The sequence below is a fragment of the Geminicoccus sp. genome (assembly GCF_035556675.1).
Classification (GTDB): Bacteria; Pseudomonadota; Alphaproteobacteria; order Geminicoccales; family Geminicoccaceae; genus Geminicoccus.
The window spans coordinates 34,490-46,953 of record NZ_DATMFZ010000346.1 but is presented as its reverse complement, the minus strand read 5'-3'; the positions used below and the strand labels follow the sequence as shown (position 1 = coordinate 46,953).

Genomic DNA, 12,464 nt, shown 5'->3' with positions numbered 1-12,464 from the left:
TATGGTGAATGCCAGCCGGCCTCGCAGGCGATCGTCTATTTCGACCCCAAGCCGCTGACCCGGGAACCCATTGCCCGGTGGCTGGCGAGCAAGTTTCCCGAGTACCAGCTGCTCGCCACCGACACGGACGAGGAGGTGGTCTGGCTGGGGCAGGCCAGGGTCGATCTGGTGCTGGTTCTCGTCAATCTCGGCCATGCGGAGGCGCTGGACGAGGACCTGCTGGGCAAGCTCGAGACCTTCACCCGGAGCGTGGGCGATGTGCCGGTCGCAGTTGTGGCCGACGGCTGCGAGCATGCGGCCGTCATGACGGTGCTGGCCTGCGGCCTGCGTGGCTTCATCCCGACCACCATGCTGGGGTCGGCCGCCATCGAGGTGATCCGGCTCCTGTGTGCCGGCGGAACCTATGTGCCGACGGCGAGCCTCATCAAGGGCAGGCCGAAGCCGACGAGCCTGACGGCAGCCTCCGTCCGGCCGCTACCGCTGGCCCGGCCGCCGGCTGATCAGGCGCGCCCGCGGATCATGCCGTGCGAGCAGGATGGCGGGTTCGACAGCCAGATCCTCCCGGAGGAGGACGCCACTCTTGCGCGCTTCCAGGACCACTTCACTCCGCGTCAGCTGGAGATCCTCAACTGCCTGCGCCGCGGCCTGGCGAACAAGATGATCGCGTACGAGCTGCAGATGCGCGAGAGCACGGTGAAGATCCATGTGCGCAACATCATGAAGAAGCTGCACGCGACCAACCGGACCCAGGTCGTCTCCATGACCTGGAACATGTTCGAGCCGGGGCAGTGCGCCGCTGGCCGCTGACGCCCCTTTCCGGATCACGGATCTCACACGACATTCCGGACCGAGATGACCTCAGCCAGGCTGGGGCGGTGACTGTTGCCGGCCGGGTAGGTTCCTATCCGACCGGCAAGAGTCGGGAGGGGCGGTTGCGGCACCCTATCTGACGCTGCTGGCTGAGGAGGCGCGGCACAGCGCCGGCCCGATCTGCAGGTGGCCCATGACGCGCCGCGCTGGGCGCCCCGGGCCCACGTCCCGTCGGCTGTTGGTGTCACCGCGCATGATCTCCACACCGCGCCGCACCCGGTCCAAGAGCTGACTGCCGGCGGCAGTCGACCGCCTCGGCCAACTCCTGGTCTCCTGCACGTCACCCTGGTCGGAGAGCAGGTCCGCGCCTGAGGTGCGCGCTTCCGCTGTCTCGCTGTGACTGGGAGCGGCCATCAGCAATACCGCCGGCCCCACTTCGTTCGCCCTCAATGCTTGCCGGGGCCAATGCCCAATTCGATCCGGTTCATGACCTCTCCAGGCTCAGGCCGCGGCCCCCACGCGTTGCTCCGCTCGCCGGCTGCGGGCGGGGGAACGCAGGGCCGCGCGCAGGGCCGCCACCACCTGGTCCTGCTCGGATTCCGTCAGGGCCGGGTAGAGTGGCAGGAGGATGCAGCCGTCCTGTGCCTGTTCCGAATGGACCAGATGGCGATGCCCGCCGGCCCGATAGGGCGGCTCGCGGTGGATGCACATGATGCCGCGGCGGGTGGCGATGCCTTGGTCGAGCATGGACTGCATGACCGAACGCTGGTCGGCCGAGGCAGGCAGGCGGATGCAGTAGCTCTGCCAGTTGGAGCGGGCCCATTCGGGCTCGACCGGTGCTGTCACGCCCGGCAGGTCGGCCAGCCGCAGGGCGTAGCCCGCGGCCAGGGCGCGCCGGCGGGCCACTAGGTCCGGCAGGCGGCGCAGCTGCGCCCGCCCGATCGCGGCCTGCAGGTCGGTCAGGCGGTAGTTGTAGCCGACGATCGGATAGGCCTCGGTCAGCACTTCCGATGATTCGTGGCGCGCCTTGTCCGAGATGCTCATCCCGTGCTGGCGCAGGAGGCGGAGCAGCTGGTCGCGCGTCTGGCTGGAGGTCGTCACCATGCCGCCGTCGCCGGTGGTGACCACCTTGCGCGGGTGGAAGGAGAAGCAGGCAGTGGCACCCTTCCTGCCGCCGACCGCCTGCCAGCGGCCGTCCAGCCGGATCTGGCTGCCGATGGCGCAGGCCGCGTCCTCGATCAGCGGCAGGTCGTGATGCAGGGCGATGGCGGCGATGGCGGCCAAGTCGCACGGCATGCCCATCTGATGAACGCACAGGATCGCCCTGGTGCGCGGGCCGATCGCGGCGGCGATGGCGGCCGGGTCCATGTTGAACGTGTCCGGCAGGATGTCGACGAACACCGGCTCCGCCCCGCAATGCCGGATGGCGTTGGCGGTGGCGATGAAGGAGTGGCTGACCGTGATGACCTCGTCGCCCGGGCCGATCCCGTGAGCGAGCAGGGCCAGGTGCAGGGCGGTGGTGCAGTTGGACACCGCGCAGGCCCGGGCGGCACCGGTGCAGGCGGCGAACTCCTGCTCGAACGCCGCCACTTCCGCCCCCTGGGTGAGCCAGCCGGAGCCGACTACCCGGCAGACGGCCTCCTGCTCGGCCGGACCCAGATCCGGCCTGGTGATCGGGATCATGCCACGTCCTCCAGGGCGGGGGTCCGCGTGGTGCGCCACCAGGCGACCAGCTCGGCCAGACCGCGCTCCAGCCCGATCTGGTGGGCGAAGCCGATCTCGGCCAGCGCCTTGTCGGTAGCGGCCAGCCGGCGCGGCACCGGGTTGACCGAGCGCTCCGGCTGGAAGTCGGGCGTCAGGGCCGGCCTGCCCATCACCTTCGCCAGCTCGCCAGCCAGGCCCAGCAGGCTGGTCTCGATGCCGGTGCCGATGTTGAGCACCGTGTCGGTAGCGGGTGCGGCGGCGGCCAGGACATTGGCCCGCGCCACGTCGCGCACGTCGACGAAGTCCATGGTCTGCAGCCCGTCGCCGAAGATCACCGGCGGGAGACCCTGGTCCAGCCGCTCCATCCAGCGGACCAGGACCTCGGTGTAGCGGCCATGGACGTCCATGCGCGGGCCGTAGACGTTGAAGTAGCGCAGGGCCACGTAGTCGAGCCCGTGGCTGTCGTGGAAGGAGCGCAGCAGCCCCTCGTTGAACAGCTTGGCGGCACCGTAGAGGGTGCGGTTGTCGTAGGGAGGATCCTCCTCCGGGGTGGGGAAGTGGCTGGCCAAGCCGTAGATCGAGGCCGACGAGGCGGCCACGACCTTGCGCACGCGGTGGCGCACGCAGCTCTCCAGGAGGTCGAAGGTGGCGTTCACCATGACGTCCAGGGCCAGGTGCGGCTCGGCGGCGCAATGGGTGATGCGCAGGGCCGCCTGGTGGAACACGAGGTCGCTGTCCGCCACCAGCTCGTCCAGCAGCGCCCGGTCGCGGATGTCGCCTTCCACCAGCCGCAGCCGGCCGGTGGCCAGGGCCGGGGCGAGATTGTCCCGCCGGCCGCGCACCAGATTGTCCAGGACCACGACCTGCCGACAGCCGGCGGCCAGCAGCTGGTCGGCGATGTGCGATCCGACGAAACCGGCACCGCCGGTGATCAGCACGCGCTCGTCACGCATGGTCATCTCAACTCCTCACGGCGCCAGCCGATCACCCGGGCCGGCACGCCCGCCACCTTGGCATAGGCCGGCACGTCCCTGGTCACGACCGCGCCGGCTCCGACGATCGCACCTTCACCAATGGTCACTCCCGGCAGGATCACCGCATTGACCCCGATGTCGGCGAAGTCGCCGATCCGCACCGGGCGGATGACGAGGTCGGTGCAGATGATCGGCCTCTCGACCGGAAGACCGGTATGGGTCGAGCCCAGGACCTTGGCGCCCGGACCCCAGCCGACCTGCGTGCCGATCACCAGGTCGCGCGCATCCAGGAAGGCCTGGGGGCCGATCCAGCTGCCCTCGCCGATCTCGCAGCTTCCGTCATGGCGACCCTGCAGGATTGCGCCTTCGCCCAGATGGACGCCGTCGCCGATCGAGAAGGTCTCGAAGTGGCGGAACGTCACGCCGGGCCGGACCGTCACGCCCTGGCCCAGATGCCGGACCAGGGCGCGCAGATAGACGCGCCGGAGCAGCCGGCTCTGGAAGTCGTCCTGCGGCCCCAGCTGGCGATAGGCATCCTCCAGCCGCTCATGGCCCATCTCGGCGCGCAGCGCCTCGGCCAGCCCGGTCTCATAGGCCGGATCGGGCAGGACCGTGTGCCGGCCATGGACCGCCTGGACCACCCGTGCCTGGACCGCGCTCATTCCAGCGCTCCCGGGACGGGCGCCAGCGCCTCCGCCAGCCCCGCCAGGACCTGCCGGATCCGGACGTCGTCGAGCTCGGGGAACATCGGCAGGGACAGGGTCTGCCGGGCGTAGCGCTCGGCATGGGGGAAGTCGCCCAAGCGATAGCCGAGCCCGGCATAGGCGGGCTGCAGATGCACCGGGGTCGGGTAGTGGATGCCGGTCGCGATGCCGGCTTCGCCCAGATGCTGCCGGACCGCGTCCCGCCCGTCGCAGCGGATCGCATAGACATGGTAGACATGACGTACGCCCGGCATCTGCGGCGGGCCTGCCACGTCCAGCTGCGCACAGCCTGCGTCGTAGCGCAGCGCATGGCGCCGGCGCGCCGCCGTCCAGGATTCGAGATGGGGCAGCTTCACGCGCAGGAAGGCAGCCTGGATCGCGTCGAGCCGGTAGTTGAAGCCCTGCAGCTCATGGACGTAGCGGGCGGACTGGCCCCAGTCGCGCAGCTGGCGCACCTTGGCCGCGACCGCGGCGTCATTGGTCACCACGGCACCGCCTTCGCCGCAGGCTCCCAGGTTCTTGCCTGGGTAGAAGCTGAAGCAGCCGATGTCGCCGATACTGCCGGCGCGGCGGCCCTCGTGCTCGGCGCCATGCGCCTGACAGGCATCCTCGATCACGGCCAGGCCGTGGCGGCGGGCGACGGCCTCGATGCGGTCCATGTCGGCCATGCCGCCATGCAGGTGCACCGGAAGGATGGCGCGAGTGCGCGGGGTCACGGCCGCAGCGACCTGGGCCGGATCCAGCGTCAGGCGCACGGGATCCAGGTCCACCAAGACCGGCGTGGCGCCGGCGTAGAGAATGGCGGCCACGGAGGCCACGAAGGTCGAGGTGGTGGTGATCACCTCGTCCCCTGGGCCGATGCCGGCGGCGAGCAATGCGAGGTGCAACGCCGCGGTACCGGTGCTGACCGCGACGGCGTGGCGGGTGCCGCAGAACGCCGCGAACTCCGCCTCGAACGCCTCGACCTCGTCGCCCAGGACGAAATGGCCGCTGGCGAGGATCCGGCTGGCCGCCGCCTCCAGTTGCGGGAGCAGGGCCCGATGCTGCGCCTGCAGGTCGACGAGGGGGATCATGATGCCTTGCGCTCCAGGCTGAGGTCGATCGGGCGGCCGCCCTGGCGCATCGACCAGTGGGCACTCTCCAGGAGTTCCACGACCCGCAGGCCGGCCAGGCCGTCGGTGAGCGGCGTGCGGCCGCTGGCGATGCAGCCGGCGAAATGGTCGATCTCGGTGGCCAGCGCCTCGGTGGTCGCCAGCCGGGGCGCCCACATGTCGCCGCTGCGATAGCCCACCCGCAGGCGGTGCGCCGCATCGCGGTCGCCGGTGAGCGTGACGCCCTTGTCGTAGACCTTGATCTTCTCGCTGGGCTCCAGATCGTCCCACACGATCATCTGCCTGCTGCCGCCGATCAGCGTGCGGCGGACCTTCACCGGCGCCAGCCAGTTGACGTTGATGTGGGCCACCATCCCGCTGGCGAAGTGCAGTGTCACGAACGCCATGGTCTCCGGGCGCTGCGCCAGGTGGCTGGCCGCCTGGGCGGCGATCGCCACCGGGCGCTCCGGCGTGATGGCGTCCAGGATGGCGAGGTCGTGGACCGCGAGATCCCAGACCACGCTCACGTCGCTCTGGACGATGCCGAGATTGACCCTGGTCGAGTCGTAGTAATGCAGGGTGCCGATCTCGCCGCCGCCGACCAGCTCCGCGATCTTCTGCACGGCCGGCGTGAAGGTGAAGGTGTGGTCCACCATCAGGGTCAGGCCGCGCCGTGCCGCCTCGTCGACCAGCCGGCTGGCCTCGCCGGAGCTGGTGGTGATGGGCTTCTCGACCAGCACGTGCCGTCCGGCCCGCAAGGCGGCCAGGGCGGGCTCGAAATGGGCGTGGACCGGCGTGGCGATCGCGACGGCATCGACCCTGGGATCGTCCAGGAGCTCGGCCATGGTGGCGACCGTCGTGACGCCCGGGTGCCGCCGGGCGGCACGGTCGCGCGCGGCCCGGTCGAAGTCGGCGATGGCCACGACCCGGGTCTGCTCGCACTCGCCAAAGCAGCGCGCGAGGTTCGGGCCCCAATAGCCATAGCCCAGGACACCGATGCCGATCATGGCGTGCTGCCTTCCGGGAAGGGGGTTCGGGTAAATCGCTGTCCGATCCGGCCGGAGCGGCTCCTGCCGCTCCGGCCGCTCCTGGGCTCGCGCACGTCGCCGATCACCCTGGCCGGCACCCCGGCGACGATGGCGAAGGCCGGAACATCGCGGGTGACCACCGCACCGGCACCGACCAGTGCCCGGCTGCCGATGGTCACGCCCGCCAGGATGGTGGCGTTGGAGCCGATCGACGCCCTGGCGCGCACCCGGGTCGTGACGACCACCCAGTCGCCGTCGGCCATGGGCCGGCCGTCGTCGCGGGTGGCACGCGGGATCAGGTCGTTGGTGAACATCACCCCGTGGGCGATCATCACCTCGTCCTCGATCGACACCCCCTCGCACAGGAAGCTGTGCGAGGAGATCTTCACGCGCTTGCCGACGATGCAGTTCTTCTGGATCTCGACGAACGGTCCGATCATCGTTTCGTCGCCGATGGTGCAGCCGTAGAGATTGACGAGGTCCGGGCAGGGGATCCGGATATCCCGGCCGAGCCGGGCGGTGGCGGCGATCGCCATGGCATGTTCTCTTGATGGCGGTCGGGGTCGTCAGGCGGTCTGCAGCATGGGGGCCGCCTGACGGGCCAGCGCCGCGGGTGCCTCGATGTGCTGCGGCAGGCCGTCCTGCAGCGCCTCCCGGAAATGGCGGATGGTTCGTTCCAGGCCGGCGTCGAGCCCGACCGTCGGCTGCCAGCCCAGGAGCTCCCTGGCCTTGGTGATGTCGGGCCGCCGCCGGGTGGGGTCGTCCTGCGGCAGGGGCATGAGGCGGATCTTCGAACTGGATCCGGTCTTCTCGATCACCTTGCGCGCCAGCTCCAGAACGGTGAACTCGGCCGGATTGCCGAGGTTGACCGGGCCGGTCACCTGGTCAGGGGTCGCCATCAGCTGGATCAGGCCACGCACCAGATCGTCGACATAGCAGAAGGAGCGGGTCTGGCTGCCGTCGCCATAGACGGTGAGGTCCTGGCCGGTCAGGGCCTGGACGATCATGTTGGAGACCACCCGGCCGTCATGCATGCTCATGCGCGGGCCATAGGTGTTGAAGATCCGCGCGACCTTGATCACGACGCCGTGCTGGCGGTGATAGTCGAAGAACAGCGTCTCCGCGCAGCGCTTGCCCTCGTCGTAGCAGGCGCGCGGCCCGGTCGGGTTGACGTTGCCCCAGTAGGCCTCCGCCTGCGGATGGACCGCCGGCTCGCCATAGACCTCGCTGGTCGAGGCCTGGAGCACCGGCACGCCCAGTCGCCGGGCCAGGCCCAGCATGTTGATGGCACCCAGGACGTTGATCTTGGTCGTCCGGATCGGGTCGCTCTGATAGTGCGGGGGCGAAGCCGGGCAGGCCAGGTTGAAGATGCCGTCGACCTCGACATGGAGCGGCTGGGTGACATCATGGTGCAGCAGCTTGAAGCCTGGCCGGTCGATGATCGGTGTCAGGTTGTCGATCCGGCCGGTCAGGAAATTGTCGACGCACAGCACCTGCTGCCCGGCGTTCAGGAGCCGCTCGCACAGGAAGCTGCCGACGAACCCGCCGCCGCCGGTCACGAGATAGCGCTTGCGGCCACCGGACCGGCGCTGCTTCCCATTGTGTGTGGCGTCATGACCGGCGTGCATGTCGTCCGGCAGATAATCCGGTGCTACGCTGGCTGTTGCGAGCTCTGCGATCCGATCGGTCGTATCGATGTTCACTAGCGCTCTCCACCTGGTGATGGATGGCCGATCCAGACCACCAGGAACATTGTCGGGTGATAGTCTTGGTGGAACAAATCGGTCATTTGGGTAATATTGATCGGGATGATCTAATACTTATTCGTTAGCTGCGAATCTCGCCGCGGCACAGGGTGCGGAGCAGCAGCCAGAGGAACCGGCTGTTGCCGATCAGGTAGCGCCGCCACAGCCGGCGCGGCTCGGTCAGCAGGCGGAACAGCCATTCGAACCCGCTGCGCTGGATCCAGCGCGGAGCCTGGCGCTTGCGCCCGGACAGGAAGTCGAACGCGGCGCCCACGCCGATCAGCAGCCCGCCCGGCAGCCGGGGGGCCAGCTCGGCCATGAACCGCTCCTGCTTGGGCGAGCTCAGCCCGATCCACACCAGGTTGGCACCGGACCCGGCGATCCGCTCTGCCAGCGCGTCGTACTCCGCGGGCGAGAGGGGGCGGAACGGCGGGGTCCAGGTCCCGGCGACCCAGAGGCCCGGGAACCGTTCCTGCAGCTTCTGGCGCAGCAGTTCGGCCACGCCCGGCTCGCCGCCGCACAGAAAGTGGCGCAGCCCGGCACCGGGCGGCTGGCCGCACAGCAGGCCCATCAGCTCCGGCCCATAGACCCGACCGACCTCGCGGTGGCCGCACAGGCGCCCCCACCAGACCACCGGCATCCCGTCGGGCGTGACCAGGGCCGCCTTGTCATGGATCCGGCGCAGTTCCGGATCGCGCTGGCAGGCCATGATGCCGTTGACGTCGCGCACGCACACATAGCCGGCCCGGCCGGGCGTGGTCGCGAGGAGCCGGATGTGCGCTACGGCCTGCGGGAGGTCGAGCGCGCTGATCCGGACGCCCAGCAGCTCGTAGCGCGGCACATGCGGCACGAGCGCCCGGCGGTCAGCCCGGGAGTCAGTAGGCATTGGCATGGAGGAAGCGGCCGCACAGGGTCGCCAGGATGATCTTCAGGTCGAGCCAGAGCGACCAGGCCCGGATGTATTCCAGGTCGTAGCGGAGCCTGGCCGCCATCTTGTCGGGCGAGTTCGTCTCGCCCCGGCAGCCATTGATCTGCGCCAGGCCGGTGATGCCGGGCAGTACCCGGTGGCGCGCCGCGTAAAGCCGGAGCTGCGGCGTGAAGCGGCGATCCAGCGGTACGGGATGGGGCCGCGGTCCCACCAGGCTCATCTCGCCGCGCAGCACGTTGACCAGCTGCGGCAGCTCGTCGAGGCTGGTGCGGCGCAGGAAGCGCCCGATCCGGGTCACCCGCGGATCATCCCGCGTCGCCTGGCAGGTGCCGTGCCGTTCCCTGCCGGGATCGGCCTGCATGGTCCTAAACTTCCAGACCTGGAACTCGTGGCGATCCAGCCCGGTCCTGGTCTGGCGGAAGATCACCGGCCCCGGCGATTCCAGCCGGATCAGCAATGCGATCAGGCAGAGGAACGGGGCCAGCAGGACCAGCAGCACCGCGCTCACCAGGACGTCCATGAGCCGCTTCAGCCAGGCAGCGGGGCCGCGCATGGGCTGGCGGATCAGCATGACCCGGCCGGCCGGGTCGCGGCTGAGCTGCGGGGTGATCAGGTCGGCGACCGTGTCCCGCAGCACGCCCAGGTCCACGCTGATGTCGACCGGGCAGGCGGCCAGCCGCTCCAGCGCCATGGCGAGCGGCTGGTCGGATACCCCGCGCGGTACGATGAGCACCTCCTCGAGCGCCCGCTCATGTGCCTGCCGGACGAGTGCCTCGACCAGCTCCTCGGTCGGCGCGAATACGCCGACCAGCTGGCAGGACGGGGAGGCAGCGACGCTGGCGGCGATGATCCGCTGACATTCGGCGAGATCACCCAGCAAGGCGATCCGGCGGAGGCTCCGGCCGGCCCGCCGGAAGGTGCCGAGCAACGGCACGTCCCGGTCGGGGAACGCGGTGTCCCTGACTAATGCCTTCATCCTGGTTCACCTGAAATGATGAGCCGCTCGCCCGCGCTAGCGCAGGTAGCTGGCGCTCAGCCGAAAATGAGCGAGCTGGTCGGAACCGGCATGGCGCGCGTACTTGCGCAGGTTGACCGCATTGAGGATGAGTTCGCAGGACCGGCCGCCATGGAGGCGGATCTCGTCCAGCGCGACCTCCACCACGTTCCGCGCGGTGTCCTGCCAGCGGGTGACGAACAGCACCCGATCTGCCAGCGGGACCAGCGGCACCGTGTCGGTAAGTGCGAGGATCGGCGGCGAGTCGCAGAGGATGACGTCGTAGCGGGTGCGAAGCTCCGCCAGGAGACCGGCCATGGCCGGCGACCCGAACAGACGGGCAGGATCGCTGCTGGTCTCCTGCGCCAACAGGAAGTCGACCCCGAACCGCTCGTCGCGGACGAGCGCGTCCTCCACCTTCGCCACCGGCTCCGTGAGGAGCGCCACGAGGTCGGCCTTCGGCAGGACCAGGTGCTGCAGATGGCCTGTCAGCGACTGCCGGCGCAGGTCGGTGTCGATGACGAGCACCTTCAGCCCGTTGCCGGCGAGCTGCCGGCCCAGGCTCAGTGACACCAGCGTCTTGCCCTCACCGGACTTGGCCGAGGTGACCAGGATCAGCTCGGCCATCCCCTGGGGCGATCGGCGGCCGGTCATCAGGCGCAGGGCCGCGCGGCGCACTGCTTCGCCATACACCTTCTGGGCAAAGCCGTGGCCGCCGTCCGGCCGGTCGCCCCAGACCCGCCGGTCGACGGCCGGCAGGCAGCCGATCACCGGCAGCCTGGTCGTACGCTGCAGCTCCTCGGCCGAACGGTAGCCCCGGCGGCGCAGCTCGAGCAGGAGCACGAGGCCCGTGGCGGCCGCGAGCGAGCCCAGCAGCGCCCCGCCCAGCAGGATGAGCCGCTTCTTGCCCTCCGGTCGGGTGGGGACCCGGGCGGCGTTGATCATCCGGGCCGGTGCCCGCACCATCAGCTGCTGCTCGCGCGCCCGCTGGTAGCGGGTCAGGATGTCCTGATAGAGCAGCCTCGTGCTGTCGGTGCGGGTCGTCAGCTGCTTGAGCTGCAGCTGGTCGGTGGCGCTGAGCGCCAGCTCCTGTTCGATCGCCTGCAGTTCACCCTCGATCCAGGCGACCTTGGCCAAGCACAGCTGCTCCTCGCTCGCGATCTGCTGGCGGATCCCCTCCTCCTCGGCCCGGATCCGGGAGCGGATCTCCGCCTGCTCGGCCCTGACCGTCGCCACCGCGGGATGCCTGGCCTGGAGATCGCTGCCGAGTTCGGCCAGGCGCTGTGCCAGCTCCGTCTCCAGAAGACGCAGCTCCTTCAGCTGCGGGGTCGTGAAGCGCTCGCTCAGGCCGTGCGTGCGGTCCGCCACCAGGCTGGAATCATTGCGTGCGTTGACCAGCTGGGCCTGGGCCTCGGACAGGGTCTTCAGGAGCTCGGCATAACGCCGCTCGTTGAGCGAGCCGCTGCCGAAGTCCGACAGCCGGCGGCGCAGCGCCTGGGCCTCGGCATCGGCTGCCTGAAGCTCCTGGGCCAGGGCCGCGACGCGTTCGCCCAGGTAGTTGGCCGAGGCGCCGAGCGCGGCCTTCTCGGCCCGGATCAGCTCACGTGGGAAGGCCTCGGCCGTGGCGTTGGCCACCTTCGCCGCAAGCTCGGGGTCGGCGGCCCGATAGCCGATCTCGATGACGGCGGCCAACGATTCGCGGCTGACCACGAGCTGCTCGCGGAACACCGCCACCGCCTTGTCCAGAGCCGTCTCGCCCGGACGGGCGGCACTCGCCGCGGGATCGGCGTCGAGCGCCAGGAGCGGCGGCTGCGACGGCAGGCCCAGCGACGCTGCCAGATCCTGGAAATGGGGCAGGAGCGGGCGGGCCAGCTCCAGGACCCATGCCTCGAGCGGTGCCCAGGGCGGGGCCTCCTTGGTGAAGGCGGCCAGGCCTACGGTGTTGACGACATCCGCCGCCAGCTCGTCCGACCAGAGCACCTTCATGTAGGTCTCGAGCTCGGTGGGCCAGACCGTGGTCTGACGGGGTGCCCCCGCATCCGCCAGATCGGCATACTGCGCCTGGCCCGGATCGATCAGGATCTCCGCAGTGGCGATGTAGGCCGGCGGCAGCTGCCGTAGCCCCAGCACCGCCAAGCCGGTGGCCAGCGCCACGACCGTGCCGATCTGCTTCCAGCGGGTCAACAGCGTGCGAGCGAGCCTGACCAGTTCGTCGTCCCGCCCGGCGGGATCGTGTGGCAGCATGCCCGGTGCGCGCTCGATGCCATCGGCTCTCCCAGTGTCGATCCGGGTCATGGCTGCCCATGTCATTGCTCGGTTTCCGGTCACTTCGCCTGCCGCACCTGACTTGATCAGCTCAAGCTATGGCATGGACCGGTCGAACACGCAGTTATGCCAATTGAAGAAATACCTCCTGCTTTTGGGGGTACTCCGAAGTGGGTGGATGGACGGCGGCATCACGAGCTGCCACGGAGCGTTGCAGACCC

General features: G+C 69.8%; 11 protein-coding genes. 1 reads left to right on the top strand and 10 read right to left on the bottom strand.

Annotated features, from left to right (window positions below):
• Positions 1-30 precede the first annotated feature (30 nt).
• Positions 31-807 carry a response regulator transcription factor gene (locus VNS22_RS24300; protein ID WP_349261886.1) on the top strand — a complete coding sequence of 259 codons (777 nt, stop codon included), beginning with the start codon at positions 31-33 and terminating at the stop codon, positions 805-807.
• A gap of 504 nt (positions 808-1,311) precedes the next feature.
• Here the strand turns inward: VNS22_RS24300 and VNS22_RS24295 are convergent.
• From VNS22_RS24295 to VNS22_RS24250, 10 genes are all read right to left on the bottom strand, one after another.
• Entirely contained in the window at positions 1,312-2,493 is a 1,182-nt protein-coding gene (locus VNS22_RS24295; RefSeq protein WP_325737116.1) for a DegT/DnrJ/EryC1/StrS family aminotransferase, read from the bottom strand.
• Positions 2,490-3,473 carry an NAD-dependent epimerase/dehydratase family protein gene (locus VNS22_RS24290; RefSeq protein WP_325737114.1) on the bottom strand — a complete coding sequence of 328 codons (984 nt, stop codon included), beginning with the start codon at positions 3,471-3,473 and terminating at the stop codon, positions 2,490-2,492. Before VNS22_RS24290 ends, VNS22_RS24295 begins: the two co-directional genes overlap by 4 nt.
• Entirely contained in the window at positions 3,470-4,150 is a 681-nt protein-coding gene (locus VNS22_RS24285) for an acyltransferase (protein WP_325737112.1), read from the bottom strand. The genes VNS22_RS24290 and VNS22_RS24285 overlap by 4 nt, the downstream gene beginning before the upstream one ends.
• Complete coding sequence (locus tag VNS22_RS24280) at positions 4,147-5,265, bottom strand: DegT/DnrJ/EryC1/StrS family aminotransferase (protein WP_325737110.1); 1,119 nt, start codon at positions 5,263-5,265, stop codon at positions 4,147-4,149. The genes VNS22_RS24285 and VNS22_RS24280 overlap by 4 nt, the downstream gene beginning before the upstream one ends.
• Positions 5,262-6,290, bottom strand: a complete 1,029-nt coding sequence (locus VNS22_RS24275) for a Gfo/Idh/MocA family oxidoreductase (protein ID WP_325737108.1) — start codon at positions 6,288-6,290, stop codon at positions 5,262-5,264. Before VNS22_RS24275 ends, VNS22_RS24280 begins: the two co-directional genes overlap by 4 nt.
• On the bottom strand, positions 6,287-6,847 hold the full coding sequence (locus VNS22_RS24270) for an acyltransferase (protein ID WP_325737107.1): 561 nt from the start codon (positions 6,845-6,847) through the stop codon (positions 6,287-6,289). The genes VNS22_RS24275 and VNS22_RS24270 overlap by 4 nt, the downstream gene beginning before the upstream one ends.
• Before the next feature lie 30 nt (positions 6,848-6,877).
• A complete protein-coding gene (locus VNS22_RS24265) occupies positions 6,878-7,939 on the bottom strand; it encodes a UDP-glucuronic acid decarboxylase family protein (RefSeq protein ID WP_349261885.1) in 1,062 nt (353 codons plus the stop codon).
• Between the two features lie 199 nt (positions 7,940-8,138).
• Positions 8,139-8,942, bottom strand: coding sequence for a WecB/TagA/CpsF family glycosyltransferase (locus VNS22_RS24260; protein ID WP_325737103.1), 804 nt, complete (start codon positions 8,940-8,942; stop codon positions 8,139-8,141).
• Positions 8,932-9,960 carry an exopolysaccharide biosynthesis polyprenyl glycosylphosphotransferase gene (locus tag VNS22_RS24255; RefSeq protein ID WP_325737101.1) on the bottom strand — a complete coding sequence of 343 codons (1,029 nt, stop codon included), beginning with the start codon at positions 9,958-9,960 and terminating at the stop codon, positions 8,932-8,934. The genes VNS22_RS24260 and VNS22_RS24255 overlap by 11 nt, the downstream gene beginning before the upstream one ends.
• 36 nt (positions 9,961-9,996) lie before the next feature.
• Positions 9,997-12,288 carry a GumC family protein gene (locus tag VNS22_RS24250; protein WP_325737099.1) on the bottom strand — a complete coding sequence of 764 codons (2,292 nt, stop codon included), beginning with the start codon at positions 12,286-12,288 and terminating at the stop codon, positions 9,997-9,999.
• Positions 12,289-12,464 lie beyond the last annotated feature (176 nt).